The 25,901-nt window shown below is 70.1% G+C and carries 24 protein-coding genes and 1 pseudogene; 15 read left to right on the top strand and 10 right to left on the bottom strand.

From position 1 onward, the window contains the following. Positions 1-470: 470 nt before the first annotated feature. The 4 genes from ACIO3P_RS26055 (at position 471) to ACIO3P_RS26070 (ending at position 5,632) form a co-directional block, all read left to right on the top strand. Positions 471-1,121 (top strand): (2Fe-2S)-binding protein, encoded by a 651-nt coding sequence (locus tag ACIO3P_RS26055; RefSeq protein ID WP_329825155.1) that lies wholly within the window; start codon positions 471-473, stop codon positions 1,119-1,121. 12 nt (positions 1,122-1,133) lie between these two features. Next, entirely contained in the window at positions 1,134-2,114 is a 981-nt protein-coding gene (locus ACIO3P_RS26060; protein WP_401853881.1) for an FAD binding domain-containing protein, read from the top strand. Next, complete coding sequence (locus tag ACIO3P_RS26065; RefSeq protein WP_401853879.1) at positions 2,111-4,303, top strand: xanthine dehydrogenase family protein molybdopterin-binding subunit; 2,193 nt, start codon at positions 2,111-2,113, stop codon at positions 4,301-4,303. Before ACIO3P_RS26060 ends, ACIO3P_RS26065 begins: the two co-directional genes overlap by 4 nt. A 192-nt stretch (positions 4,304-4,495) precedes the next feature. After that, on the top strand, positions 4,496-5,632 hold the full coding sequence (locus ACIO3P_RS26070; protein WP_401853877.1) for an XdhC family protein: 1,137 nt from the start codon (positions 4,496-4,498) through the stop codon (positions 5,630-5,632). 126 nt (positions 5,633-5,758) lie between these two features. Here the strand turns inward: ACIO3P_RS26070 and ACIO3P_RS26075 are convergent, their stop codons facing one another. Further along, positions 5,759-6,625: a helix-turn-helix domain-containing protein gene (locus ACIO3P_RS26075; protein ID WP_401853875.1), complete on the bottom strand. Its 867-nt coding sequence runs from the start codon at positions 6,623-6,625 to the stop codon at positions 5,759-5,761. A gap of 377 nt (positions 6,626-7,002) precedes the next feature. Here ACIO3P_RS26075 and ACIO3P_RS26080 point away from each other — a divergent pair, with 377 nt between their 5' ends. The 7 genes from ACIO3P_RS26080 to ACIO3P_RS26110 all read left to right on the top strand — a co-directional run bounded on the left by ACIO3P_RS26080 (position 7,003) and on the right by ACIO3P_RS26110 (position 12,165). After that, positions 7,003-7,770, top strand: a complete 768-nt coding sequence (locus tag ACIO3P_RS26080) for an SDR family NAD(P)-dependent oxidoreductase (protein ID WP_329825160.1) — start codon at positions 7,003-7,005, stop codon at positions 7,768-7,770. Between the two features lie 33 nt (positions 7,771-7,803). Then, the gene (locus ACIO3P_RS26085; RefSeq protein ID WP_329825161.1) at positions 7,804-8,784 is read left to right on the top strand and encodes an aldo/keto reductase; all 981 of its coding nucleotides are present in this window, start codon (positions 7,804-7,806) and stop codon (positions 8,782-8,784) included. A 42-nt stretch (positions 8,785-8,826) separates the two neighbouring features. Next, the gene (locus tag ACIO3P_RS26090) at positions 8,827-9,192 is read left to right on the top strand and encodes an aldo/keto reductase (protein ID WP_401790487.1); all 366 of its coding nucleotides are present in this window, start codon (positions 8,827-8,829) and stop codon (positions 9,190-9,192) included. Positions 9,193-9,235: 43 nt separating this feature from the next. After that, positions 9,236-9,607: a DUF2255 family protein gene (locus ACIO3P_RS26095; RefSeq protein WP_329825163.1), complete on the top strand. Its 372-nt coding sequence runs from the start codon at positions 9,236-9,238 to the stop codon at positions 9,605-9,607. 109 nt (positions 9,608-9,716) lie between these two features. Beyond that, positions 9,717-10,382, top strand: a complete 666-nt coding sequence (locus ACIO3P_RS26100; RefSeq protein WP_401853873.1) for an SDR family NAD(P)-dependent oxidoreductase — start codon at positions 9,717-9,719, stop codon at positions 10,380-10,382. Positions 10,383-10,438: 56 nt separating this feature from the next. Further along, positions 10,439-11,476, top strand: a complete 1,038-nt coding sequence (locus tag ACIO3P_RS26105; protein WP_401853871.1) for a hydroxyacid dehydrogenase — start codon at positions 10,439-10,441, stop codon at positions 11,474-11,476. An 11-nt stretch (positions 11,477-11,487) separates the two neighbouring features. Then, complete coding sequence (locus ACIO3P_RS26110) at positions 11,488-12,165, top strand: HAD-IA family hydrolase (RefSeq protein WP_329825166.1); 678 nt, start codon at positions 11,488-11,490, stop codon at positions 12,163-12,165. A 51-nt stretch (positions 12,166-12,216) separates the two neighbouring features. Here ACIO3P_RS26110 and ACIO3P_RS26115 read toward each other — a convergent pair whose 3' ends face one another. From ACIO3P_RS26115 to ACIO3P_RS26135, 5 genes are all read right to left on the bottom strand, one after another. Continuing rightward, a complete protein-coding gene (locus ACIO3P_RS26115) occupies positions 12,217-13,281 on the bottom strand; it encodes a zinc-binding dehydrogenase (protein WP_401853870.1) in 1,065 nt (354 codons plus the stop codon). 67 nt (positions 13,282-13,348) lie between these two features. After that, on the bottom strand, positions 13,349-14,071 hold the full coding sequence (locus ACIO3P_RS26120) for a nitroreductase (RefSeq protein ID WP_329825168.1): 723 nt from the start codon (positions 14,069-14,071) through the stop codon (positions 13,349-13,351). An 88-nt stretch (positions 14,072-14,159) separates the two neighbouring features. Beyond that, positions 14,160-15,146: an NADP-dependent oxidoreductase gene (locus ACIO3P_RS26125; RefSeq protein ID WP_401853868.1), complete on the bottom strand. Its 987-nt coding sequence runs from the start codon at positions 15,144-15,146 to the stop codon at positions 14,160-14,162. Positions 15,147-15,308: 162 nt separating this feature from the next. Then, the gene (locus ACIO3P_RS26130) at positions 15,309-16,421 is read right to left on the bottom strand and encodes an NADH:flavin oxidoreductase/NADH oxidase (protein WP_401853866.1); all 1,113 of its coding nucleotides are present in this window, start codon (positions 16,419-16,421) and stop codon (positions 15,309-15,311) included. A gap of 237 nt (positions 16,422-16,658) precedes the next feature. Beyond that, on the bottom strand, positions 16,659-17,528 hold the full coding sequence (locus ACIO3P_RS26135; protein WP_329825171.1) for a helix-turn-helix domain-containing protein: 870 nt from the start codon (positions 17,526-17,528) through the stop codon (positions 16,659-16,661). Between the two features lie 295 nt (positions 17,529-17,823). On the opposite strand from ACIO3P_RS26135, the gene ACIO3P_RS26140 reads away from it, so the two are divergent. From ACIO3P_RS26140 to ACIO3P_RS26150, 3 genes and pseudogenes are all read left to right on the top strand, one after another. After that, the gene (locus ACIO3P_RS26140) at positions 17,824-18,669 is read left to right on the top strand and encodes an SDR family oxidoreductase (protein WP_401853863.1); all 846 of its coding nucleotides are present in this window, start codon (positions 17,824-17,826) and stop codon (positions 18,667-18,669) included. A gap of 112 nt (positions 18,670-18,781) precedes the next feature. Then, positions 18,782-19,549, top strand: coding sequence for a glucose 1-dehydrogenase (locus tag ACIO3P_RS26145; protein WP_329825173.1), 768 nt, complete (start codon positions 18,782-18,784; stop codon positions 19,547-19,549). A 47-nt stretch (positions 19,550-19,596) separates the two neighbouring features. Then, positions 19,597-19,842, top strand: a pseudogene (locus tag ACIO3P_RS26150) (hypothetical protein); the annotation flags it as partial. Between the two features lie 54 nt (positions 19,843-19,896). On the opposite strand, the gene ACIO3P_RS26155 reads toward ACIO3P_RS26150, so the two are convergent. From ACIO3P_RS26155 to ACIO3P_RS26170, 4 genes are all read right to left on the bottom strand, one after another. Further along, positions 19,897-21,138: an MFS transporter gene (locus tag ACIO3P_RS26155; RefSeq protein WP_401853861.1), complete on the bottom strand. Its 1,242-nt coding sequence runs from the start codon at positions 21,136-21,138 to the stop codon at positions 19,897-19,899. Further along, on the bottom strand, positions 21,135-22,379 hold the full coding sequence (locus tag ACIO3P_RS26160) for an ATP-grasp domain-containing protein (RefSeq protein ID WP_401853859.1): 1,245 nt from the start codon (positions 22,377-22,379) through the stop codon (positions 21,135-21,137). The genes ACIO3P_RS26155 and ACIO3P_RS26160 overlap by 4 nt, the downstream gene beginning before the upstream one ends. Beyond that, positions 22,376-23,401, bottom strand: coding sequence for a pyridoxal-phosphate dependent enzyme (locus ACIO3P_RS26165; RefSeq protein ID WP_401854052.1), 1,026 nt, complete (start codon positions 23,399-23,401; stop codon positions 22,376-22,378). Before ACIO3P_RS26165 ends, ACIO3P_RS26160 begins: the two co-directional genes overlap by 4 nt. A gap of 80 nt (positions 23,402-23,481) precedes the next feature. Continuing rightward, positions 23,482-24,264, bottom strand: a complete 783-nt coding sequence (locus tag ACIO3P_RS26170) for a class I SAM-dependent methyltransferase (RefSeq protein WP_329825176.1) — start codon at positions 24,262-24,264, stop codon at positions 23,482-23,484. Positions 24,265-24,781: 517 nt separating this feature from the next. Between ACIO3P_RS26170 and ACIO3P_RS26175 the strand changes: the two genes are divergently transcribed. Next, positions 24,782-25,852: a ferric reductase-like transmembrane domain-containing protein gene (locus ACIO3P_RS26175; protein WP_401853855.1), complete on the top strand. Its 1,071-nt coding sequence runs from the start codon at positions 24,782-24,784 to the stop codon at positions 25,850-25,852. The last annotated feature ends 49 nt before the right edge of the window (positions 25,853-25,901 follow it).

A 25,901-nucleotide genomic window follows, 5' to 3' on the forward strand; every position in this document is an offset into this window, starting at 1 on the left:
CAGTACTGGCAGCGGGCGGGAGTCGCCCGGTTTCCGCCCGACGGGTCCCGCCGTCGGCGCTGGGCGGGGTCGTACTGTCCAGAGTCCCGCGCATAACGTCGAGCAGCCATGCACAGGCATGTGCGGAGCGTTTCGCCGGCGGAAATCCTCTCCCGGAAATCCCGCGCGGGTGCAGGCCCCTCAGAGAGATTTGCCAAGGGTTTCATCCTGGTGTTCAGACATCCAGGCAGAAAACTCTACCCCCCACGAGAGGGCCAAGTGATGGCAAACTTCCGGTCATGACGAGCCATGCGTATCTCTGTCAGCCGGGCGAATTTCCCGAGGCTCGGCACCGCCTCCTGCGAGGCGTCTGAAAACAGGGCCGGATACGCGCCGGCAATGACAACGAAGCGGGTTCTGCCTCCGGGCACGCCGACGAAAAAGGCTGACGAATAAGGCTGATGAACTTCCGCCGACCCGAAAGCGTACGCATGTCAACTGAACTTACCGAGTCAGATGTCCCTCCCCCCACCGAGTTCGCCCCGGCACCGTCACGGCGCACGTTCATCGCGACGACCACCGCGGTCGGCGGCATCGTCGTGGCCGGCGGCCTGGTCGCGGGGCCGCCCCCGCTGGGCGTCGAGGAAGCGGCTGCCGCCGAAGCGACCCCCGGCGGCCGTGTCTCGCTGACGGTCAACGGGAAGCGGCACACCATCACGGTCGACAACCGGACTTCGCTGCTCGACCTGCTGCGCGAACATCTCGGCCTCACCGGCTCGAAGAAGGGCTGCAACGCCGGTGCGTGCGGGGCCTGCACCGTGCTCGTCGACGGCCGCCGGGTCAACTCCTGCCTGACGCTGGCAGTGCGCCTGGAAGGCGCCGAGGTCACCACCGTCGAAGGGCTCGCTCCGGGCGGCGAGGACGGTGAACTGCACCCGCTCCAGGCGGCGTTCGTCGAGCAGGACGCCTTCCAGTGCGGATACTGCACCCCGGGGCAGATCATGTCCGGCATCGGCTGCATCCAGGAGGGCCACACCGGCTCGGCGGAAGAGATCCGGGAGTGGATGAGCGGGAACATCTGCCGCTGCGGCTGCTACGTGAAGATCGTGCGCGCGGTCGAGCAGACCGCCCGAGGGAAATGAGGCCATGCCCCCGTGTATCCCTTCACCTTCACCAAGGTCTCCGACACCCGCGAGGCCCTCGACGCAGGCCGCCGCGGCGGACGTTACATCGCCGGCGGCACCACCCTCGTCGACCTGATGCGTGAAACCGTCGAACGCCCCGAAACCCTCGTCGACATCAGTGATCTGCCGCTGCGCGAGATCACCGCCACCGAACGCGGCGGTCTGCGCATCGGGGCCCTGGTGCGGATGGCCGAGGCCGCCGCACACACCAAGGTCCGCACCACCTATCCGGTCGTCTCACAGGCACTGGAGCTGAGCGCGTCGGCCCAGTTGCGGAACATGGCCACCATCGGCGGCAACATCATGCAGCGCACCCGCTGCACCTACTTCCGCGATGTGACGGCCACCTGCAACAAGCGCGAGCCGGGATCGGGGTGCGCGGCACGGGAGGGCTACAACCGCACTCACGCCATCCTCGGCACTTCCGACGCCTGCGTGGCCACCCACCCCTCCGACGCCGCCGTCGCCTTCGCCGCCCTGGAGGCGACCGTCAACCTGCTGGGCCCGGACGGCCAACGCAGCCTCCCCTTCGCGGACTTCCTGCTGCGTCCGGGCAGCACCCCCGACCGCGAACAGGCGCTCCGCCGGGGCGAGCTGATCACTTCCGTGGAGATCCCGGCTCACCCGCGCCCTCTCCTGTCCGGCTACCTCAAGGTCCGCGACCGGCAGTCCTACGAGTTCGCCCTGACCTCGGCGGCCGTCGCCCTGCACATCCGTGGTGGAGTGATCAGGGAAGCGAAGATCGCCACCGGTGGCGTGGGCACCGTGCCCTGGAGGCTCCCCGCCGTCGAGCAGCACCTCGTCGGCGAGCGGCCCTCTGCCCGACTCTGGGCCCAAGCGGCCGAACGGGCGGCGGACGGCGCACGCCCGCTTGCCCACAACCGCTTCAAGATCGCACTCCTCAAACGCACCGTCGAACGCCAACTGCGCACCGTAGGAGGTACGAAGTGAGCCCGCAGCCCCAGGCAGCCGTCGGCGCTCCGCTGTCCCGGGTGGACGGACGCCTGAAGGTGACCGGGAGAGCGACGTACGCCGCCGACCACGACATCAAGGGTGCGGTCCACGCGGTCGTCGTCGACAGCACCATCGCCCGTGGACGCGTCACCGGCATCGACACCCGGGCAGCCCTCGCCCTGCCCGGCGTACTGAAGGTCATCAGCCACCTCAACGCACCCCGGCTCGCCTACCGTGACGACCCGAACCTGAACAACCCGCCGGGCCGGCGGCTGCGGGTCTTCCAGGACGACAAGGTCCTCTTCCACGGCCAGCCGGTCGCCGTCGTCGTGGCCACGGCACTGGAGACCGCGCAGCACGCGGCCGGCCTGGTCGAGATCGGCTACGAAGCGCGGAGCCCGTCGACCGACATGAGCGACAGCGACCGTACGAACGAACCTGTGACCTATGCCCGTGGCGACGCGGACGCGGCGATCGGATCCGCCGCCGTACGGCTGGAGATGGCCTACCGGACGGCTCGTAACCATCACAACGCGATGGAGCCGCAGGCCACCGTCGCCCGCTGGGACGGTGACCGGCTCACCCTGTGGGACAAGACCCAGTGGGTGCTCGGCACTCAGAACGAACTCGCCTCCGTATTCGGACTTCCCCCCGAGTCGGTGCGCGTCATCTCGCCCTTCGTCGGCGGCGGGTTCGGCACCGGTGTGCGGACGTGGCCGAACGTCACGGTCGCGGCCCTCGCCGCACGCGAAGTGGGCCGCCCCGTCAAGCTCGTGCTGACACGCAAGCAGCTTTACTTCGCGGTGGGGTACCGGCCCGTGTACGAGTACGGTGTGCGCCTGGGCAGCGACCGTCGCGGGCGCCTGACCGCGATGACCCACGACGTGAGAGCGGAGACCTCGACGTACGAGGATTTCACGGAGGCCATCCTGGTCGCGGGGCAGATGCTCTACAGCATGCCCCACGTCAGCCAGACGTACCGCAGAGTGCCGCTGGACGTGAACACGCCGACCTGGATGCGTGGCCCCGGTTATGCCAACGCCTCCTTCGCCATCGAGTCGGCGCTGGACGAGCTCGCCCACGAAACAGGCGTCGACCCCATCGAACTGCGCCGGCGCAACGAGCCGGAGGACGACGAGTCCAGCGGGCTGCCGTTCTCCACCCGCCGACTGCGTGACTGCTACACCACCGGTGCCCGCGAGTTCGGATGGCACCGCCGCAACCCGAAACCCCGCTCCACCCGCGACGGCGACTGGCTGATCGGCACCGGCATGGCCACCGGCGTCTACGACGTCCTGCGGAGCCCGGCGCAGGCCCGGGTCAGGCTCGACGCCGACGGCACCGCGCTGATCGAGTCGGGAACCAGCGACATGGGCCCGGGCACCTACACCTCCATGACCCAGGTCGCCGCGGACGCCCTCGGACTGACGATGCGCAACGTGACCTTCCACCTCGGCGACTCCCGCATGCCACCGACCCCGCCACACGGCGGCTCACAGACCATGGGCACGGTCGGATCCGCCGTCCAGGACGGCTGTGACCAGGTACGACAGCAGGCTGTCCGGCTCGCCGTCGCAGACCGGGAATCGCCGCTGTACGGTGTGGATCCCGACGGCATCGTCGTCCGCGCGGGCCGACTGCACGTGAAGGACAACCCGGTGCGCGGGGAGACCTATCAGCGGCTGCTGACCCGCAATGACCGCACCCACCTCGAAACGCTCGGTTCCTTCGTTCCCGGCGATTCCCGGTTCTCGATGTACGCCTACAGCGCGACGTTCGCCGAAGTCGCCGTCGATGCGAGCCTGGGCCTCGTACGGGTCCGGCGGATGCTCGGTGTCTGCGACGCGGGCCGCATCATCAGCCCCAAGCTCGCCGACAGCCAGGCCCTCGGCGGCATGGTCGGCGGCATCGGCACAGCCCTGCTGGAACACACCGTCACCGACCACCGCGACGGCCGTATCGTCAACGCCAACCTCGCCGACTACCTCGTCCCCGTCAACGCCGACATCCCCGACCTGCGGGCGATCTTCATCGACGGCGAGGACCTCGAAGCCGCCCCCATCGGAGTCAAAGGACTCGGGGAAGTCGTCCATATCGGCGTGGCACCCGCCATCGCCAACGCCGTCTTCCACGCCACCGGCCGCCGCGTCCGCGAGCTGCCCATCACCGCCGAAGCCCTGCTCTGACCGGAGACACGGCACCCCGGTGACCGGCTCATGGAGAGACGGCCATCCGGATGCCCCACGACCGCCCGGCGGTATACCGCGGTCCGCCGCCGGGCTTCCGGGACCGCCGCCGTGTCACCTTCACCCCCGACGACACGGCGGCGGTCCGCCCGCACCGACCTCTCACGACGCCCGCCACACGGAGACCCGCCCATGCTGAACATCGCGGACACGCTCTACGAATGGTGCCGCGAGGCCCGCCACTTCGCCCTCGCCACGGTCATCCAGGTCCACGGGAGCGCGCCCCTGCCACCCGGCACCTCCCTCGCCGTTGACGCCGACGGCAACGCGGTCGGCAGCATCTCCGGCGGCTGTGTCGAAGGCGCCGTCTACGACCTGTGCCAACAGGTGCTGGCGGACCGCGGTACTCCGACACGGGCCCGGTTCGGCTACTCCGACGACGACGCCTTTGCCGTCGGCCTCACCTGCGGTGGTGAAATCGAAGTCCTGGTCCACCGGGTGACCCCCGCGGACCGGGCCCATCTCACCGCGTCGCTCGAAGCAGTCGTACGTGGCAGGCACGCTGCCGTCGCCCAGGTCGTGGAGGGCCCCGAGCATCTCCTCGGCCGCAGCCTGTCCCTTTTCGGTGACGGCAGCGCCTACGGCGGAACCCTGGGCGGTGAGAAGGAGGATCGGGCAGTGGCAGCACAGGCGCGCGCAATGTTGCGGGCCGGCCGCACCGCCCGTACCGAGGTCGGCGGCGACGCCGACGCCTGCCCCGAGAAGCTGTCCGTGCTCGTCCACACCCGCGTGCCCCGCCCCCGCATGCTGATCTTCGGCGCCGTCGACTTCGCCGACGCCTTGAGCCGGGCCGGCCGCTTCCTCGGCTACCGGGTGACGGTGTGTGATGCCCGCCCCGTCTTCGCCACCCCCGCCCGCTTCCCCCACGCCGACGATGTCGTCGTCGACTGGCCGCATCGCTATGTGGAGCACACCGAGGTGGACTCCCGCACCGTGATCTGCGTTCTGACCCACGATGCCAAGTTCGACATTCCCCTGCTGCGTCTGGCTCTCGGCCTCCCCGTCGGTTACGTCGGCGCCATGGGATCCCGGCGCACCCACGACCACCGGATGAAGGCGTTGCGAGAAGCCGGCGTACCCGTCGACCAACTGGCCCGCCTTCGCTCCCCGATCGGTCTTGACCTCGGCGCCCACACTCCCGAGGAGACAGCGACCTCCATCACCGCCGAGATCATTGCCCACACCCACCGCGGCACCGGCCTGCCCCTGTCACGCGGCACCGGACCCATCCATCATCCTGCGCCCGGCGCTCTTTCCCCGGCCGCATAAGAGGCGCCCCCTCACTGCGCAACAGGGAATGCGTATCGCGTGGAAGAGGGCTTTCCCCGCACAGAATTCGCGCTGGACTTCGTACAGCGGACGGGGTGGTGATTCCTGACCGGAGGACGCCCGCGATCAGTTTGCGGCGTCGGCTCTCGATGCGTGGTCGGCGGCCCAGGAGGCCAGGAAACGCAGTCCCTCGTGGGACGGGGTGCCCGGCTCCGCGGTCAGGATGACGAGCTGCTGGTCGGGATCGGTGGGACAGGCGAGGGCCTCCCAGTCGAGGGTGAGGTCGCCGGCCACGGGATGGCGGAAGGTCTTCGTCCCCGTCGAGTGGTGGGCGACGTGGTGGGCGGCCCACCACTCCCGGAACTGAGGATCCCGTTCGGACAGCTCATCGACGAGTGCGGTCATGCGCGGATCGCCCGGGTTGTCCGCCGCTTCCATCCTCAGAAATGCCACGGTGTTACGCGCGGAGCTTTCCCAGTCCGCGTACAGCTCTCTGAATGCGGGATCGGTGAAGACCAGCCGTACGGAATTGCGATGCTCCTCCGGAATTCGGGAGAAGTCCGTCATCAGGGCGGCGGCGAGGGAATTCCAGGCGAGAATATCCATACGGCGGCCGAGAATGAGAGCGGGGGTGTCGGTGAGATTGTCGAGGAGCCGTCGCGTCGGCGGCCGGACCTTCTGCGCCGCCCGCCGCCGTGGCCGCGTGTTCTCCTTCCCGGCCAGTTGGAGCATGTAGTCGCGCTGGTCCTCGTCCAGGCGCAGCACCCGGGCCAGGGCGATCAGGACGGGGGTGGAGGCTTCGATCCGGCCCTGCTCCAGGCGGGTGTAGTACACGGTGCTGATCGCTGCCAGTTGCGCCACCTCCTCCCGGCGCAGCCCCGGGACCCGCCGCAGGGCACCGCTCTCGGGCAGACCCATCGCACGCGTGCTCAACTCGGCGCGCCGGGCCTTGAGGAATTCACCCAGCTCACTGAGGTGTGCGTTCCTGCTCATGTCCGTCACGCTACTGCGGAAGCCGCTCCGGCACCGCTCGGCTGGGGGTAGAGATCTATACCCGGAACATGCTTCTCCCGTAAGGAGATGCGGAGACTCGCTCGGCATTCAGGCCCTCCTTCGGGTAATTCTCTGGGGGGCAGGGTTTTATACCCGGAAAGATCTCTCCCATTGTCGCCTTCGGGAGCCGGTGGCACCGTTGTATGTGGGCCCGGGATTCACGACCCCGCCGGACCGGACAGGCAACGGTCCATGCCCAGCGAAATGCTGGGGACGCCCGATCTGCCCGCGTGGCCGACCGGGGCGGCTGCTGTGATGCGCCGCCGCTTGTCCCTTCTTTCATCGTTCAGAAAAGATTCAGAAAAGAGAAGTTCCCCATGGCAACGAATCTGACCGGTACCGTCGCCCTCGTCACCGGCGCGAGCAGTGGGATCGGCGCCGCGACCGCCCGCCGGCTCGCCGAGGGCGGCGCGTCCGTGGCGATCGTGGCCCGCCGCAAGGCCCGCCTCGAAGAGCTGGCCGCGGAGATCGAGAAGGCCGGTGGTACCGCCCTGGTCGTCGAGGCGGACATCACCGATCGCGCCCAGGCCGAGGCCGCCGTGCAGCGGACCGTCGAGCGGTTCGGACGGCTGGACATCCTCGTCAACAACGCCGGTCTCATGCTTCTGGGGCCCGTCGTCGGCGCGGACGTCGAGGAGTGGGAGCGGATGCTCGCGATCAACGTCCAGGGCCTGCTCTACACCACCCGCGCCGCCCTGCCCCACCTCCTCCAAGCCGCCGAGGACGGACCGCGCCGGGTCGCCGACATCGTCAACATCAGCTCCATCGCCGGCCGCGTCGCCTGGAACGGCTACGGCGTCTACAACCTCACCAAGTTCGGTGTGAACGGCTTCACCGAGTCCCTGCGCCAGGAAGTCACCCAGCGGCACGTCCGCGTCGGTGTCCTGGAGCCGGGCGGCGTCGACACCGAACTCGGTTCCCACAACGACCACAAGCCCGAGGTCCGCGAGGCGATCGGCGCCTTCAACGAGCGGACCGAGGTCCTCCTCGCCGACGACATAGCCGACGGCGTCGCCTACATCGTGACCCGGCCCCGGCGCGCCTCGATCGCCGAACTCTGGGTCATGCCCACCGACCAGGCCTGACGGCCAAACGGCCACCACCACAAGGAGAATGAGATGAAGCACGTATCACTGGGCGGGCTCGATGTCTCGCGCATCGGCCTGGGCGCCATGACCATGGCCGGCACCTACACGACGGGCGGCGGCCTCGACGACGACGAGTCGATCCGCACCATCCACCGGGCACTGGACCTGGGGGTCACCCACATCGACACCGCCGAGATCTACGGCCCCTTCCACAGCGAGGAGGTCGTCGGCAAGGCCATCAAGGGCCGGCGCGACGATGTCGTCGTGGCGACCAAGTTCGGTCTGGTCTCCCACGCGGGCGGCGGCCCCGGCGTCACCGACAGCGGCGCCGGTAACGTGAAGGCCGCGGTGGAAGGCTCCCTCAAGCGCCTCGGCACCGATCGCATCGACCTCTGCTACCAGCACCGCGTCGACCCGAACACCCCCATCGAGGAGACCGTCGGCGCGCTGGCCGAACTGGTCGCCGAGGGCAAGGTCCGCCACATCGGGCTGTCCGAGGCCGGCCCCGAGACGATCCGCCGCGCACACGCCGTGCACCCGGTCGCCGCGCTCCAGACGGAATACTCCCTGTGGACCCGCGACGTCGAGGCCGAGATCCTTCCGCTGCTGCGCGAACTGGGCATCGGGTTCGTTCCCTACTCGCCGCTCGGCCACGGGCTGCTGACCGGTCAGATCCGTACCGTCGACGACTTCGCCGACGACGACTGGCGCAAGACCAACCCGCGTTTCACCGGCGAGAACTTCCAGCGCAACCTGCGCATCGTCGACGAAGTACAGGCCATCGGCGCCGAGATCGGAGCGACACCCGCCCAGACCGCCCTGGCCTGGCTGCTCACCCGCGGCAACGACATCGCCCCCATCCCCGGCACCCGGCGCGTTTCGCGAGTGGAGGAGAACACCGCCGCCGACGGCATCGAACTCAGCGCGGCTCAGCTCGACCGCCTGAACAACCTCACACCGGCCTCGGGCGCACGTCACGACGAGGCGAACATGGCCAGCATCGACCGCTGAATCCTGACCGCCCGCGCCGCACCCCTGCCGATGGAGAAGGCAATGAAGTACACGCGCCTGGGGACTTCGGGCCTCAGCATCAGCCGCATCGCCCTGGGAACCATGGGATTCGGTGACGGATCCCGGGAGAAGTGGGCCCTCGGCTACGAGGCTGCCGCACCGTTCTTCCAGCAGGCACTCGACCTGGGGATCACCTTCTGGGACACCGCCAACATCTACAGTTTCGGTGCCTCGGAAGAAACCGTCGGCCGGGCGGTCGAACAGTTCGCGCGACGTGACGACATCGTGCTGGCGACCAAGGACCACCACCTGCCCGCCGTTGCGGCGGCGCTCGACATCACCCTCACCGACGACGAGGTCACCGCGCTCGAAGAGCACTATGTGCTGCGCGAGCCCACCTACTTCTGACCAGCCCCAAGAACAGTCCCGCCTCCCTGAGAGAAGAATCAGCATGAGTTCCTGGAGCCCGACACAGCTCCGCGCGATCGCGGAGAACGCGGACCTCTTCGTTTCCCCGTTCCGAGAGGACGGCGCCACCTACGGCACCCCGACCCAGACCTGGGCACTCGTCGTCGACGGCGGCGTGTACGTGCGCGCCGCCAACGGACAGCAGTCGAAGTGGTATCAGGCCGCCATCCGCCAGAAGGCCGGTCGCGTGCGCGTTGCCGGCAAGTACCACGAGGTCGTCTTCGAACCCGCCGACAGCGGCGTCGGCGCCGCCGTCGACGCCGCCTACGAGGAGAAGTACCCGGGCAGCTCCGCGGTGCCGATCATGCAGGGTGACGGACCGAGATCGGCGACGGTCCGCATCTCACCACGCTGAATTCCCGCCCGACGGGCACCGGACCACGGCAACGACGACAGGTGTACCGGCTTCGTGGGAGGGGTCGGCCTCTGGGACGTCGGCGGCGAGCACCCTTGGAGGAGGACATGTGACCACCATGGTCATCATCGGAGCGGGACGCGGCCTCGGAGCCGCCGTTGCCCGGCAGTTCGGCCACGGCGGCTTCGACGTCGCCCTGATCTCCCGCGGTCAGGACCGGCTCGAAGCGCTGGCGGCCGATCTGACAGCGGAGGGCGTCACCGCACGCGGCTTCACCGCCGATGTACGCGATCCGGCCGCCCTGGAAGCCGCCCTGGACGCGGCAGCCGCGATGCTGGGCCCGATCGAGGTGCTGCAGTACAGCCCGGTGCCGCAGAAGGAGTTCATGCGGCCGGTGCTGGAGACCGCCCCCGCCGACCTGGCGGGTCCGGTCGAGTTCTCGCTCTACGGAGCGGTCACCGCGGTGCGCCAGGTACTGCCCGGAATGCGGCTGCTCGGCCGGGGCACCCTCCTCTTCGTCAACGGAGGCAGTGCCGTACGCCCTCACCCCGAACGGGCCGGTACCTCGGTCGCCTTCGCCGCCGAAAGCGCCTACGCCCGGATGCTCCACGACAGTCTCGCCGACGACAACATCCACGTCGGGCAGCTCATCGTCCCGGGCGCGATCACGCCCGGTGACCCGCACACGGATCCCGCCGTCCTCGCCCGCACACTGTGGGACATGCACGGTGAACGGACGGGGTTCCGGCACTACGCACACGACCTGGACACGTGACCGTCGGACGGACACGGACCGCCGAGCCGATCTCCGTACCCATGCAGAGGAGTTCCGTGAGCATTCCCCGTCTCGCCCCCGCCAGGCCGGTCGTGGTCCTGCGACCCGCTCCGCAGCGCACGGACCGCATCTTCACCCCCGCCGCGCTGGAGTTGCTCCGTGACCGGTTCACCGTGCTGGACCTGGAGAAGGATTCCTCCGACGAAGCACTGGAGGAGGTTCTGCCCGATGCCTTCGCGATCGTCGGGCAGCCCGACCTGCCGGTCCAGCGGCTCGCCCGCGCGGGCAGACTGCGGGCTCTGCTGAACGTCGAAGGCAACTTCTTCCCCAACGTCGACTACGCGACCTGCTTCGAGCGCGGCATCCATGTCCTGGGCTGCGGGCCCGCCTACGCACAGGCCGTCGCCGAGTACTCCCTCGCGCTCGCGCTGGACCTCGCCCGGGGCATCAGCCGTGAGGACCGTGCCTTCCGCGCCCGACGGGAGCAATACGTCTCCGACAGCAACGCCGACGCTGTTCTGCTGCAGGGATCCGACGTGGGCCTGGTGGGCTTCGGCAACCTCGGCCGCAGCCTCAACCGGCTCCTTGCCCCCTTCCGGCCCACCGTCCGCGTGTACGACCCCTGGCTGCCGCCCGGTGTCCTGCGCGAACACGGGGTGCTGCCCGCCTCGCTGGGCGAGACCCTGTCCCGCAGCCGCTTCGTGTTCGTACTGGCCACCGTCACGGACGAAAGCCGCCATCTGATCGGAGAACGCGAACTCGGACTGCTGCCGGACAGCGCCCGCCTCGTCCTGGTCAGCCGCGCACCGGTCGTCGACTACCCGGCACTGCTCGCCCATGTCGCGCGCGGACGCCTGCTCGCGGGCATCGACGTGTGGCCGGAGGAACCGGTCGCCGCTGACGATCCCGTCCGTGATCTCGACGGTCTCGTGCTCTCCGCACATCGTGCGGGCGGCATCCCGCAGGCATTCCAGACCATCGGCGACATGGTTCTCGACGACCTGACACTCCTCGCCCAGGGGCTTCCACCCGTCCGTATGCAGAGCGCCGCCCGCGAATTGGTCGGCCGCTACCGCAACCGCCCCGTGACCTGAAGAGACCACCCATGACCGCTCAGCCCCACCCGTCCACCGTGTTCGACATTCCCTGCGAGGGCCTGCTCTTCGACAACGACGGTGTACTGGTCGACTCCGACCACGGTGTCGATCAGGCGTGGAGCCAATGGGCCCGCGACCGCGACCTGCCTCCGGAGCAGGTGACCGCCATGGTGCACGGCCGCCGTTCGGCCGACACCGTCGCACTCCTGGTGGCCGATCCGGAGGAGCGGCCGGCCGCGCTCGCCGCGATCGACCGCCTGGAGGTCGAGGCCGCGGCCACCACCACCGCGATCCCCGGCGCCCTCGACTTCCTGGAAAGCCTGCCGCACGGCCGGTGGGCGGTGGTGACCTCCGGCGTCACCGCCCTGGCCCGGGCCCGCCTCACGGCGGCGGGACTGCCCACTCCACCCGTGCTCATTACCGCGGACGACGTCGTTCACGGCAAACCGGCGCCCGACGGCTACCGGACCGCGGCGGAGAGACTGGGTTTCGCCCCGGCACGTACGGTTGTCTTCGAGGACAGCACCGCGGGAGCGAAAGCCGGAGCCGGGGCGGGCGCGACCGTCATCGGAGTCGGGCAGCGCGGACTGGCCACCGACGCCTCCATCGTCGTCCGCGATCTGCGCGGCCTGACATGGCACGACGGCGTACTCCGCCTCGCGGCCGTGGACCTGCTGCGGTTCTGACCACGCCCTGCGGCACACGGGGGCGCCACAGGCGCTTTCCCGGGGGCGCGGTCAGCCGACGACAACCACCGGCTTCACGACGGTCTGGTCGCGGCTGCGCATCAGTTCGAGGCTCTGCCCGACCGCGTCCCAGCCGTGCAGCACGTGCGTCGCGAGGGGCTGGGTGTCGAGCTTGCCGTTCGCGATGAGCAGCAGGAGGCGTTCCATGTAGTCCCTGCCCTGGTTGGCCTGAGCCGCGGTGAGGAACTTCTCCATCACGCCGTAGTTCCAGACGTCCATAGGGAGGGTCACGGTCTCGTCGTCGAAGAAGCCCGAGACCACCGACACGTGGCCGCCGAACTTCGTGAGTCTCATGGCCGTGCCGATCTGGTCGCTGGCGTTGCCGCCGCTGGCGACGAGGACACTGTCGACCTGCGTGCCGCCGGTCAGGGTCATGATCTGCTCGTGGACGTCGCCCTTCTTGTAGTCGACGAGGTCGGTCGCCCCGTACCGCGTGGCGAGGACCATCGTGTTCGGGCGCGAGCCGACGGCGATGATGCGGCCGGCGCCTCGGAGCGCCGCGGCGGCCACGCCCATCAGCCCCACGGGTCCGACGCCCAGGATGACGACGACCTCGCCGAACTGGATCTCCATCCGTTCGACGCCGGTGAATCCGGTGGCGGCCATGTCGTCGACGGACACGGCCTGGACATCGGTGACGGTGTCGGGGATGTGCGCCAGGTTGGAGTCGGCGTCGAAGCACTTCACCAGCTCGGAGAACCACCCCCCGTTGGTCGGGTCGTCGGAGAAGTAGGGGCTCTTGCTCTGATGGAACTTGCCCTCTCCTCGTTGCGCCCGGGGGTGGCGCCAATCGGCCAGCCCGGCGGGAAGAACGACACGGTCCCCGGGGGCGAAGTCGGTGACCAGGTCGCCGACGCGTTCGACGACTCCGACCGCCTCGTGGCCGATGACCTTGCCCAGCGCGTTCGGGAGCGAGAGCGAATCGATGAGATGCACGTCCGTCGTGCAGGTGGCCACCGCGGTCGGGCGGACCAGGGCGTCGTACGGTCCGATCTCCGGTACCGGAACCTCCTGCCAGTCGGCGCGGCCCTTCTCCTGGATGACGTAGCCCTTCATGGCGCTGTTCCTTTCCTGTGGTCTGTACGGGGACCGGCCGGCCCGGCGTGGCGCCGTCGGCCACCGGTCAGGCGGGGTTGGGGCATGGGTGGTTGTCGAACAGGCCAGGGGTGTCGTGGGTGACGACGTTCTCCTGGAGCGGGACCCTGTCCAGGCGGTAGCTGTTGTCGGGGGACGCGTGGTCCTCGTATCCGAACGAGATGCCGAAGAACAGCTTCAGGTCGTCGGGAACGTCCAGGACATCGCGGACGATGTCGGCGTAGAGACCCAGCACGGTCTGGGGGATTCCGCCCAGCCCTCGGGCGGCGAGGGAGAGCAGGAAGGTCTGGGCGTACATGCCGATGTCGCCGCCCACGCGTACGCCGTCACCGAAGGCGGGAGCGAAGAGCATGGCCACGTGGGGAGCGCCGAAGAACGCGAAGTTGCGCCGGTCCGCCACGCGGCGGGCCGCGCGGTCCGACCGGGCGATGCCCAGAGCGTCGTTGCGGGTCTTGGCCTGGTGCCCGGAGCGCTGTGCGTACGGGCCGAAGTACTCGTTCTGGTCGAAGGTGAAGTCGCCGAACCCCTCTCCCGCGGCTTCGGCCCGTAGCAGCTCCTTGCTCAGCAGATCACGCTGCCGGCCGGAGACGATGTGGATCTGCCAGGGCTGGGTGTTGCAGTTGGAGGGGGCCATCCGTGCGTCCTCCAGCACGCCACGGAGCTGCGCGGCGGGCAGTGGATCAGGCAGGAACGCGCGAACGGCGTGACGGGCCCGGACGGCCTCGGCGAAGGGAAGGGTGTCGCCAGACACAATGCTCCTTGTACGGACGGGGTGGTAGCAGGGCGATGCCCGTGCATGGGTGGGACGACGCTCGGTCCCCGTACTCCCGCGGCGCCTCTCACATGGCTGCCGTGGGCGGGAATTCGAGGATGAGCCGTCCTCGCAGGCCGCCCTTCTCCAGCAGTCGATGAGCCTCGGGAGCCTGGTCGGCGGGGAACGTCGCCGCGACTCGGAGGGTCAGCTCTTTCGATTCGGCCTGTTCGCGCAGCCGGGTGATGGCTGCGGTGTCGGTGACGCGCGAGCGGACGTTCACGGGATGCACGATGATCCCGCGGCCCGGATCGCCGTCCCAGAAACGCAGGACGGCGATCTGGCCGTGGTCGCGGATCGCCGGCGCGATCCGGTCGTGCAGCATGGCGCCGTCCGCGACGGCGTCGGCCCCGCCGGGCACCACGTCCAGCACACGCTGCGCGATGCCGTCGCCGCGAGCGACGAAGGTGTCGGCGCCGTGGGAACGCAGCCACTCCTCGTCGTGTGCCGACGCCACCGCCACCACGCGCAGGCCCTCCGCGGCGGCGAGTTCGACGACGTAGCCGCCGACGGCGCCGCCGGCTCCCGTGATGACCAGCGTCGAGCCGGGCGCGAGGGCGAGGGTGTCCAGGACGCTCCGGGCGGTCAGCGCGTTCATCAGGAACGACGCCGCCTCCGGGAACGTCGTGCCGGCCGGCTGACGTGTGACGGACGCGGCCGGAAGGACGACGTACTCGCTGTAGCCGCCGTGCCGGCCGTGGTTGTCGACGATGCCGATCACGGGCTCGCCCTCGGAGAGCCCGTACGCGGCCGTGACGTCGTCTGCGGCCTCGTCGATTGTTCCGGCCACGTCCATGCCGGGAATGAAGGGGGGTTCGAGATCGCGGTACCACGCGGCGAGGGAACCGTCGCGGAGCATGGCGTCGGCCGGGTTCACCCCGGCGGCACGCACCCGCACCCGTACCTCGCCGGGGCCGGCGTGCGGCTCAGGAAGCTCGACGGTACGCAGCGCTTCCGGGCCGCCGTAGGTGTGGAGGCCGATCGCTTTCATCGACGGGGACTGCCTTGTGCTCATGAGGAGGTGTTCCTTTCGTGGGTGCCGACGGTCAGCTCACCCGTCTCCCCTCGGCGGGCGGGAAGCGTGTGGACCGTCTCGCGGTGCTGCTGGGCTGATGGATAGCGCCTGTTCGGTGTGGAGGTCTCCCCGCGCGTCCACCGCGTGAGGGACCTTCCCCTTTCAGCGTTTGCCGCGCCGTCGGACGGCGTAGCCGTACTGCTCGGGCCAGCGGGGCTCGGCGCCGAGTTCGAGGGCGGCGTGCTGGGGCCAGTACGGCGTGCGCAGCAGTTCGCGGCCCAGGAGGACGGCGTCGGCCTGTCCGGTGGCGACGATGTCCTCGGCCTGGGCGGGTTCCAGGATCAGGCCGACGGCGCCGGTGGGGAGCCCGGTCGCCGCACGTGTCCGGGCGGCGAAGGACACCTGGTAGCCGGGACCGACGGGGATCGTGGCGTCGGGGACCATGCCGCCGGTGGACACGTCCAGCAGGTCGACGCCGTGGGACTGGAGTTCCTTGGCGAGGCGGACGGTGTCGTCGCCGGTCCAGCCCTCGCGTTCGTCCGCCGGATTCTCGGTCAGCCAGTCCGTGGCCGACGTGCGGAAGAAGACCGGCAGGTCCTCGGGCCACACCTCGCGTACGGCGTCGACCACCTGAAGGGGAAAGCGCAGACGGTTCTCGAAGCTGCCGCCGTAGGAGTCGGTGCGGTGGTTGGCGGCCGGGGAGAGGAAGGAGTTGATCAGGAAGCCGTGGGCGCCGTGCAACTCGACCACCTGGAAGCCCGCGGCCAGCGCGCGCTTCGCCGACTCGGCGAAGTCGCAGACCAGTTGATCGATCTCGTCCACCGTGAGCTCGTGCGGCACCGACCGCCCGGTGAACGGCACCGGGCTGGGCGCGACCGTCTGCCAGCCGCCCTCGGATGCGGGTACGTACCGGTCGGTGAGCCAGGGCTTGTCGACGGATGCCTTGCGGCCGGCATGGCCGAGCTGGATGGCCGGGACCGCTCCGTGGGAGCGGATGGCCGCGGTGATGCGGGCGAACGCCTGCTGCTGGCGGTCGTTCCACAGGCCCAGGTCCCAGGGGGTGATGCGCCCGTCGGGCCGTATCCCGGTCGCCTCGGCCATCACCAGCCCGGCGCCGCCGGCGGCCCGGCCGGCCAGGTGGGTGAGGTGGAAGTCGGTCGGTGCCCCGGTCTCCGGCCCTTCCGAGGCGGCGGAGTACATGCACATCGGGGATGTCCAGACGCGGTTGGGGATCTTGAGTGACCGCAGGGACAGAGGGGTGAACAGGGTACTCACGGGGTTCCTCGATTTCGGACGTACCGGCCCGGGGTGGGCAACGCCCCGGGGTGGAACGGGGCACCGCTCCGCCCGCCCGGAGCGGACGAGCCGTCGGAAGTCTCCGTGACGCGACGGTGCGCCACGACATGGCCTCGGAGCAGGACGGTGGGGGCGGTTGTGGATCGCCGATCGCGGGTGTGCCGCATGCCGTCGATGGTCCGGGCCGGTCCGTACGGGGGTGGTCAGGTGGTGTGGTCAGGTGGTGGTGTCGGGTGCGGGCTGCTGTTGGTTCGTGGTCCAGGAGGCGAGGATGCGCAGGGCGTCGTGGGACGGGGTGCCGGGTTCGGCGGTCATGACGACGAGTTGCTGCTCGGCGTCGATGCCGGCGGTGAGCGTGTCCCAGTCGAGGGTGAGCTCACCGGCCACGGGGTGGTGGAAGGTCTTGCTGCCCATGGTGCGGGCGGCGACATGGTGGTCGCCCCACCAGCGGCGGAAGTGCGGGTCCTGCACCGACAGCTCTCCGACGAGGGCGGCCAGCCGGGGGTCGTCGGGATACGTGGCCGCCTGCATCCGCAGTTGCGCCACGGTGGTGTGGGCGACCTCCTCCCAGTCCGCGTACAAAGTTCTCATCGCGGGATCGGTGAAAAGAATCCGTGTGTGGTTTCTTTTCTTCTCCGGGATTTCCGCGTAATCGGACATCAAGGCGGCGGCCAGGGAATTCCAGGCAAGGATGTCCGTACGGCGGCCCAGAACAATGGCCGGAGTGTCGATCAGGTTGTCCAGGAGGCGCTGCAGCGTCGGCTGGACCTTCTGCGCGGCACGGCGGCGAGGCCGGACCTGCTCCTTGCCGGCGAGCTCGAAGAGGTAGTCCCGCTGATCGTCGTCCAGCCGGAGCACTTGTGCCAGAGCGGACAGGACCTGCCCTGATGCCTGGATACGGCCCTGTTCGAGGCGGGTGTAGTACTCGGTGCTGATGGCGGCCAGCAGGGCGACTTCCTCACGGCGCAGTCCCTTGACCCGCCTCAGGCCACCCGTCTCCGGCAGGCCCACTGCGCGGGGGCTCAGCTCGGCCCGGCGGGTCTTGAGGAACTCGCCCAGCTCGTTGAGATGCGCGTTGCGAGTCATACCTGCCAGTGTGGCACCGAATGGAGCGGCAATGGAGGGTAGGGATTTATACCAGGAACCCTTTCTCCGGGTAAGGAATTCTCCCCTTTACGCAGGTGGGTGAAGGCGCGAAAGTCGATGAGGCGGGGCGGGGCTGGGCGGGCGGAAGGAACTCGCCAAGGGCATCGGCCGCCCCCGCTCGCCCCGCCCCGCCCCGCTCGCCCCGCCGACGGCCGGCACCCGGCCTCGTCGGCCGTGCCACGCGGCGTCACCGCACCACACCGGGTGTCGGACACGGCATCTGAAAGGAACCCTCATGAGCAAGGTCATTCTCGTCACCGGCGCCGGACGTGGTCTGGGCACCGACATCGCCCGCGAGGCGCTGGCGGCCGGCCACCAGGTCGTCGCCACCGGTCGCCGCCCCGAAGAGGTCGAGAAGACCCTGGGCGGACCCCAGGACAACCTGCTGGTCACCACGTTGGACGTCACCAGCCTGGAAGACGCCGAGGCCGCCGCGCGGGCCGCCGTCGAGCGCTTCGGCCGCATCGACGTCCTCGTCAACAACGCCGGTAACTTCTTCGCCGGCTACTTCGAGGAGATCACGCCCGCGCAGATGCGCCAGCAGATCGAGACGAATCTCTTCGGTCCGATGAACGTCACCCGCGCCGTCCTGCCGATCCTGCGCAAGCAGCGCGCCGGCCACATCATCACGCTCTCCTCCTCCGCCGGTCTGATCGGCCAGGAGTTCTGTGTCGCCTACGCCGCCTCCAAGTTCGGTGTCGAGGGCTGGATGGAGTCGCTGCGCTACGACGTCGAGCCCTACAACATCCACACCACGGTCGTGGAGCCCGGCTTCTTCCGCACCGAGCTCCTCGTGGACGGCTCCACCATTTGGCCCGAGCCGACCATCGACGACTACGCCGAGCGCACCAGGGCCACCGTCGCGGCCTGGAAGAGCATGAACGGCCGGCAGACGGGCGACCCCGCCAAGCTCGCCCGCGCCCTGCTCACCATCGCCGGCCAGAGCGAGCCCCCGCAGCGCTTCGTCGCAGGCGCCGACGCCATCGAAGGAGTGACGGCCAAGGCCCGGGAACTCCTCGCGCAGGCCGAGGGCTCCCGTGAACTCGGTGGCGACCTGGGCTACGACGAGGCCCACGCCTGACCGCACCCCGCGCCGCAGCTCTGACCGCACCCCCGCGCACCTACGGCGGCGACATGATCACTTCTCTGACCGGCCGGCGCCACGCCGACCGGCGTTGGGAGCCACGCACACCATGAATCCGACCTACAACTTCGAGAACAAGGTGGCGCTCGTCACCGGCGCGGCCTCCGGTATGGGGCTCGCGACAGCCCGGGCCTTCGCCGAGGCCGGCGCCGCCGTCGTGCTGGCGGACGTCGACGACGCCGCGGTCCGGGCCGCGGCCGAGGAACTGACGTCCCACGGCCGGCAGGCGATCGGTGTGACCTGCGACGTCACCGACGAGAGCCAGACGGCCGCGATGGTGGAACGCGCGGTCACGACGTTCGGCCGCCTGGACATGGCGTTCAACAACGCTGGTGTGCAGGTGCCACCGATGGACGCGGCCGACGAGCCGGCCGAGAACTTCGACTTCGTGAACGCCGTGAATCTGCGCGGCATTTGGGCCAGCATGAAGCACGAGCTCCGCCACATGCGGGAACAGGGCAGCGGCGTCATCGTCAACTGCTCCTCGCTGGGCGGGCTCCTGGGCGCGCCCCAGCGCGCGGCCTATCACGCGTCCAAGCACGGTGTGATCGGCCTGACCAAGAGCGCCGCGGTCGAGTACGCGCCCCGGGGAATCCGGATCAACGCGGTGTGCCCCGGAGTGATCGACACTCCCATGGCCGCGGACATGATCGAGAACCAGGCCGAAGCCATGGCGGAGATCATGAAGGAGCAGTCCATCGGAAGGCTGGGGCGCGCGGACGAGATCGCCGCGGCCGTTCTCTGGCTGTGCAGCCCGGGTGCCGGCCTGGTGGTCGGCGTAGCACTTCCGGTCGACGGCGGCTTCACCGCTCACTGACCCGCTGACCCGCTGACCTGCTGACCTGCTGACGCGAGACTGCCGCCATGACTGTGCATCTCATCTCCGTCATCGGAAGCAGTCCCGGAGTCGGCAAGTCCCCCCTGTGCCGTGCCGTGGCCGAGGAGTTCGCCGGCGGGGCGGCTGCCGGTGTCCGGCCCGAGACCCTCGTCGAGTCCACGCGCGCCTACGTCGCGGAGTCGGTCGCGACAGGCAGGGACTACCTGGTGACGGACGCCCTCCTGCCCTTCATCCCGTCCCTCGTGGCATGGGGCCATGACGAAAGCACCCTCGAACTGTCCGGCTGATCGCGAAGGAGTAAGTGCCCTCCGGTACAGGGGTGCGCCTCACGGGGTGCGGTACGACGGTGAGTTGCGCAGCGCTCCGGCCAACAGCGGTGGCAGTACGACGCATTGTGCGGCCACCGCGAGCCAGAAGAGCCCGGGGTGCCCGGCGCGTTCGGCCAGTTGGTATCCCGCTCCTCCCGCGATGCCGCTGGTGAAGGCGCCGAGCCCGGCCGCGAGGCGCTGGCGGCCGAAGACCACGGCGGGTGCGCGGGGGGAGCGGGCGAGGGCTTCGAGGTCGTTCTTGAGGAAGAGGACGATCTCGCCGAAACAGATGAGGACGGCCCCGGCCAGGACGGCGGCGTGGTTGCCGATGCCGAGGGTGGCCATGCCGAGGGCCATCGCGGCGAAGCCGAGCCGCAGGGCGCGGGCGTAGCGCAGACCGGCGATCCAGCGCGACAGGAGGGGTTGTGCCACCACGAGGAGGAGGGCGTAGAGGGCGAGGACAAGGCCGTAGTACGTCGTCGAGGTGCGGGGCACGGCGTAGAGCGCGAGGTAGTGCTGGAAGAACATGAACAGGTGGACGCTCAGCACGGTCGCGGCGAAGGGCACCATGTCCGGTCCGGTGAGAGCGTGTCCCCTTCGCCGGAGCGGGGGCGTGGGTGGGGGCGCGTACGTGGGCGGGGGCGGGGCACCGTCTTCGTTCTCCGGCCGGACCGGCGCCGTTCCGGGTGCCTCGGTCGGCAGCAGCGCGTGCCCCGCCGTGACGGCCGCGAACAGGACGGTGACGGTGGCGAAGAGGCCGGCCGAGGCTCTCAGCACGAACGGGGACGCGGCGAGCGGGCCGAGTGCGATGCCGGCGTTGAGCGCGGAGCCGCTCGCGGACAGCAGCAGCGGACGCCGCGCCTCGTCGGCGTGGTGCACCAGGTACGCCTTGTTCGCGGGGAGGTAGAGCGCCGCGCCGCAGGATACGAGGAAGAGCGCGGCGACGGCGACGTACGCGTGACGGAGCCCGGGCAGGAAGGTCGCGAAGCCCACCGTACGCACCACCAGGGCCAGCAGCATGGTGCGCCGCAGCCCGACACGCTCGGCGAGGGCGCCTCCCACCGCCCCGCCCGCGAACTGCACCAGGGAGGCGACGGCGAGCACCACGCCGACCGTGCCGAGCTCCAGGCCCAGCCGCTGGTGGAGAAGGACCGACATGAAGGGCAGTACGGCGAAGCTGCCCAGGGTGATGAGGAAGGAGCCGGCCAGCAGGAAGCGTTGCGGGCCGGTGAACCGCGCGGATCCGGGGCGCGGCGTCATCCCTGTTCGTCGTCGGCGGTCACCTGTGGCCGTACGCTTCCGGCCGCGCTGAGGGCTCGGTGCAGGGCCAGTTCCGCGGTCGCGGCCTCGGCCCGCACGATCCCGGTGCAGCCGCGCTGGTCCGTGAGGTGCTCCACGCGGTCCCCGGGTACGGCGGTGGGATACCACTCCGGGGCGCCGGGGAAGGCCGCGAGGGTGCCGAGGCCGGTCCACCCGGTGAGGGTGCCCGGCCGGTCCGGATGGATGAGGACGAATCCCGTGGCGGGTCCCGTGGGGGAGGGGGCGTCGAGCAGGGCGGGGCGCCGGCCGAGCGCGGTGTCGATCACGGCGTCGTACACATTGGTACCGAAGGCCCGGCAGAGGGCTTCGCCGACGAGTGCCCCGCCGATGCGCCGGTTGACCTCCACCAGTTCCGGTCCCTCGGCGGTCAGGACGAATTCCACATGGGCGAAGCCGCTGTCGTGCCCCGCGGTCCTGAGCACGCGTGCCACCCAGTCCTGGAGCAGGGCGAGTTCCGGGGCGGGGAAGGCGACGGGGAAGGCCGCGGCCTCCTCACGGACCAGGGGTTCGGGCGACAGTTGGCGGCTGAGAACCCCCAGGAGCCGGGTGCTCCCCGCCCAACTGAGGGTCTCCGCGCTGTACACCGGTCCGGAGAGGAAGGGCTCGGCGAACAACTCGCCCTTGAGGGACCCTTCGAGAGCCTGTCGCTCGGCCTCGGCGAGCGCGGCGCCGAGCCGGCGCTCGTCCCGTACGAGCCACACACCGCGGGAGGAGGTGCCCGCCGAGTCCTTGAGGACCAGGGGCAGGCCCATGTCGCGGAGCGCGTCGGTGGCCGAGGAGTCCAGCGGGGGAGTGAGGGAGAGGGCGCGGCCCCGGCTGAGGCCGTGCGCGTGGAGAAGGTTGCGTACGCGGTACTTGTCGCGCAGCACACGTACGGCCGCCGGATCGGGGCCGGGCAGGCCCAGCCGTGCGGCGAGGTCGGCGCCTGGAATGCTCCAGGTGTCGGTGGAGTTGATCAGTCCGCGCAGATCGGGCAGCGCCGCCAGGGCGGTGGCGCAGGCGGCCTCGTCGCCGGTGTCGACATCGACGATGTCGAGTGCGCCGGACGGGATCCCGGCCAGTTCATGGCGGTAGACCGTGCGGTCCCGGGTGAGCAGGCAGAGCCGGTGCCCGGCACCGCGGGCCGCTTCCGCCAGTCGTCCCAGACCGAAGGTGAGTTCTTCCAGGGCGGCGATGGTCACGGTGTACGGTCCTCCGGTGCGGGTGCGGGTGCGGGTGCGGGTGCCGGACGCACCGCGTGCGGCCGTCTCTTCCACTCCATGACCGACCACGGCATGGCGAGATCGTCCAGCGCGGTGATCCGGCGGGGCTCCAGCGTGCGAGGGTCCAGGGCCTCGCGGTGGCGGGCGAAGACCCGTTCGGCGTAGCGGTGTCCGGTGTCCGCGCCGACGACCAGGTGGGTCCGTTCCGGATGGTGTGCGGCCTCCCAGAGCGCGGCGAGGTACGCCGCGCCGGTCGACAGCCCGGCGAACACCGCGTGCTCGCGCAGCAGGGCGACGGCGCCCGCCATGGCGTGCCGGAAGTCGAGCCAGTGCACGGTGTCGTACAGGTCGTGGTGGACGTTGTCGAAGGGGATGGAGCTGCCGATGCCCGCGATGATGGCCTCCGGGTCGCTGAACTCCTCGCTGCCGAAGGTGACGCTCCCGAAGGGCTGGACCCCGGCCAGGATGACCGGCCGGCCGCGTCCGCGCAGCGGTTGGACCAGGCCGCCGGTGGACGCCCCGGTGCCCACGGCGCCGACCACGGTCAGCGGAACGCCGGGCAACGCGCCGTCGACCAGGTCGGCGAACTCCCGGTATCCGGTGTAGTGGACGGCGTCGTGGTACTGGCGCATCCAGTGCATGCCGGGCCGGTCCGCGATCAGTTGCCGGACCCGCCGGACCCGCCGCTCCTGGTCCAGCCTCAGGTTCCGTGACGGTGGCATCTGGTCGACGGTGGCTCCGAGGATCTCCAACTGGGCGCGCATCGTGGTGTCCACGGTGGTGGAGGCGACGATGTGGCAGCGCAGGCCGTAGCGGTGACAGGCCATGGCCAGGGCGAGGGCGTAGATACCACTGGAGCTGTCCACGAGGGTCTGGCCGGGGCTGACGGTCCCGCGTTCCAGCAGCGTACGCACCGCGCCGAGCGCCGCGTACACCTTCATCGTCTCGAAGCGGGCGAGCACGATGTTGTCGGTCAGCCGCAGCAGAACGGGGGCCTTCATGGCGTCGGTGATGTGCTCGTGGACGACGGGCTCGGGGACGGATGTGGCGGGCCCGGTGCGTACCGGTGTGGCCTGGGTGGTCACCGCTCCTCCTCGCCGCGGCCGGAGAACGCGCGGACGCCGGAGGACGCGCGGACGCCGGACACGATGAGGCGCCGCGCGTGCTGGTCGTACGGGGCGCCGTCGAAATCGCCGTAACACTCCACCTCCGTGAAGCCCACCTGCTCGAAAAGCGCGCGCAGTTCGGCACCGCTGTAGAGGAAGGAGGTGATCGACGCCTCCCTCGCCGTCCCGTCGCGGACGAGGGTCCAGTCCGTACGCAACCGGGACCAGTTGTCCAGGACGGTGTCGCGCTGCACCACGTACGCGCCGTCCAGATCGACCAGTTGGGGCCGGCCGATCCAGCCGGCGAGCACCTCCTTGCCCATCACGTCGATCAGCAGCCGCCCGCCCGGGACCAGCGAGTCATGGGCGTTGCGCAGCACCTGGAGGTTGTCGCGCGGGTCGTCGAAGTAGCCGAACGAGGTGAAGACGTTGAGCACCACGTCGTACGACTCCGCCTCGACGTGCTTCAGCATGTCGGCCCGCACCAGCCGGACATCGACGCCCGCCCCGGCGCACACGGCGCCGGCCCGCTCCAGCATGACCTCGCTGAGGTCGACACCGGTCAGGGAGTAGCCGCGCCGCGCCAGCGGCACCAGATACAGGCCGGGCCCGCAGCACAGGTCCAGGACCCGTGCCCCGGGGGCGAATTCCAGCAGGGGCGATCGGGCGACGAGCTCCGCCGTCTCCTCGCGCCTGCGTTCGGAGAACATCGTCTCGGAGAAGTCCGACCAGAACGTGTCGTCCTCGTACCAGTGCATCCCGCCACAGCCTCGATTCGGGTAGGTGAAGAGCCGGACATCGGGAATCGGTGGAGCCGGAGAGGAGGCGAGAGGCGCTACCGCGCGGAGTCCACGATCAGGCGCAGCGCCAGTCGCCCACCCCGCTCGCCGCCGCTGCTCGCAGCAGCCCGCGGCGGTCGCGGCTCACACCTGCCATTGACGACTCCTCGGTCTGTGGCGCTCCGGCATCTCGTTACTCGCGATGAAGTAGTCGTCCCAAGTGGCGCTGGAGTTCCCGGCGTCACGTCTCCGCGTCGGACGAGGAGCAACGGGACGGCGCGCCGAACAGGGCGGGCGGGCAGTCGAGTTGAGGGATTGCCGCTTCCCCGTGCCAGGGGCACCTGCCGTCCAGTGGTGTGACGCACATCACGGACGGGCGGCGGGAACTTTCCGGTTGCGGGGTCCGACTCCTGGATGACGTCTACATCCCTCCCGCGACAGCGCGACGAGCGGTGCCCACCCGGCACCCGCCGACGACATGGAGAAGACCGCCCCTATGAACCCGCCTCCCGCGCCCGCCGCCCCCGAGCACGGCGACGTCCCCGAGCACGGCGACATCCCCGAACGGGCCGATGTCCCCGAACGGGCCGATGTCCCCGAACGGGGCGACGTCCCCGAGCCCGGCGGACAGCCCGTCACCGGCACGGACCGTCGCCCCGCACGGCCCACCCTCGGCTCGGACCTCAAGGCGTCCTGGCCGGACGGGCTGGTCGCCCTGGTGGTGACCGCGGGCGTCTTCGCCCTTCTCCTGACCCGTATCCGGGCGAAGACATCGTCCACCGTGTCCGTCATGCCGTTCATGGCGGACATCGAGGGATTCTGGATGTACTTCCTCAGCCAGGCGTTCGGCTGGGCGGCCCTCCTCTGGGCCTGGGTGACCGTCATCCTGGGGCTTCTGCTCTCCGGGCCCCGACCCGGCCGGCTCCCGCTGTCAGGCCCGCGGCTCGAACGGCTCCACCGCACCACCAGCCTCAACACGATCGCCCTCATCGCCGCCCACGCCCTGCTGTTCGCCGCGGAACTCGTCCGTCACGACACCGCGCGCTGGCACTCCCGCGTGTACAGCGCCTTCGTCGAGGCGTTCGTCCCCGGCGGCTACGCCTCGGGGACCGGCCAGATCGCGATCCCGGTCGGCCAGGCCGCCCTCTACCTGGCCGTGCCGCTCGGCCTGCTCTTCTACATCAGGCACCGCATCGGCCCCAGGACCTGGCGCGTGCTGCACCGCTTCGTCATCGTCGTCTACGTCCTGAGCGTCTGGCACACCCTGCTGTACGGGACGAACGTCTGGTACGACGGCTGGTTCCGCACCGCGATCTGGCTGCTGCAACTGCCCATCGCCGCCCTGCTGCTCGTACGGCTGCTGCGCCCCGCGCGCCGCTCCGAGCGACTGTCCCGCCCGGCCCGCACCGCCTCGGGCGCGGGCCGGGCGGGATGGAGCCTGCGCTTCGGCGGACGCCTCGCGGTGGCGGGCATCGTCGTCGCGATCCTGGCCGTCGTCCTCAGTGGCCGTGACGGCGGGCGTTCCATCCCTCCCGCCGACACCTCGTCCACCCACAACCACGGCTGACGGCGCGTAGCCGTCCTCTCCGGGACAGGAGATCGACGCGAGGACCTGC

It is taken from the genome of Streptomyces sp. NPDC087310 (assembly GCF_044744405.1).
Lineage (GTDB): Bacteria > Actinomycetota > Actinomycetes > Streptomycetales > Streptomycetaceae > Streptomyces.

Bases quoted from the DNA above. Each gene is read 5' to 3' on its own strand.
- ACIO3P_RS26085 (WP_329825161.1), top strand. From the start codon at position 7,804: ATGAAGCACGTATCACTGGGCGGGCTCGATGTCTCGCGCATCGGCCTG.
- ACIO3P_RS26145 (WP_329825173.1), top strand. From the start codon at position 18,782: ATGAATCCGACCTACAACTTCGAGAACAAGGTGGCGCTCGTCACCGGC.
- ACIO3P_RS26175 (WP_401853855.1), top strand. From the start codon at position 24,782: ATGAACCCGCCTCCCGCGCCCGCCGCCCCCGAGCACGGCGACGTCCCC.
- ACIO3P_RS26070 (WP_401853877.1), top strand. From the start codon at position 4,496: ATGCTGAACATCGCGGACACGCTCTACGAATGGTGCCGCGAGGCCCGC.
- ACIO3P_RS26135 (WP_329825171.1), bottom strand. From the start codon at position 17,528: ATGACTCGCAACGCGCATCTCAACGAGCTGGGCGAGTTCCTCAAGACC.
- ACIO3P_RS26115 (WP_401853870.1), bottom strand. From the start codon at position 13,281: ATGAAGGGCTACGTCATCCAGGAGAAGGGCCGCGCCGACTGGCAGGAG.
- ACIO3P_RS26125 (WP_401853868.1), bottom strand. From the start codon at position 15,146: ATGAGCACAAGGCAGTCCCCGTCGATGAAAGCGATCGGCCTCCACACC.
- ACIO3P_RS26110 (WP_329825166.1), top strand. From the start codon at position 11,488: ATGACCGCTCAGCCCCACCCGTCCACCGTGTTCGACATTCCCTGCGAG.
- ACIO3P_RS26075 (WP_401853875.1), bottom strand. From the start codon at position 6,625: ATGAGCAGGAACGCACACCTCAGTGAGCTGGGTGAATTCCTCAAGGCC.
- ACIO3P_RS26090 (WP_401790487.1), top strand. From the start codon at position 8,827: ATGAAGTACACGCGCCTGGGGACTTCGGGCCTCAGCATCAGCCGCATC.
- ACIO3P_RS26080 (WP_329825160.1), top strand. From the start codon at position 7,003: ATGGCAACGAATCTGACCGGTACCGTCGCCCTCGTCACCGGCGCGAGC.
- ACIO3P_RS26095 (WP_329825163.1), top strand. From the start codon at position 9,236: ATGAGTTCCTGGAGCCCGACACAGCTCCGCGCGATCGCGGAGAACGCG.
- ACIO3P_RS26170 (WP_329825176.1), bottom strand. From the start codon at position 24,264: ATGCACTGGTACGAGGACGACACGTTCTGGTCGGACTTCTCCGAGACG.
- ACIO3P_RS26155 (WP_401853861.1), bottom strand. From the start codon at position 21,138: ATGACGCCGCGCCCCGGATCCGCGCGGTTCACCGGCCCGCAACGCTTC.
- ACIO3P_RS26165 (WP_401854052.1), bottom strand. From the start codon at position 23,401: ATGAAGGCCCCCGTTCTGCTGCGGCTGACCGACAACATCGTGCTCGCC.
- ACIO3P_RS26055 (WP_329825155.1), top strand. From the start codon at position 471: ATGTCAACTGAACTTACCGAGTCAGATGTCCCTCCCCCCACCGAGTTC.
- ACIO3P_RS26140 (WP_401853863.1), top strand. From the start codon at position 17,824: ATGAGCAAGGTCATTCTCGTCACCGGCGCCGGACGTGGTCTGGGCACC.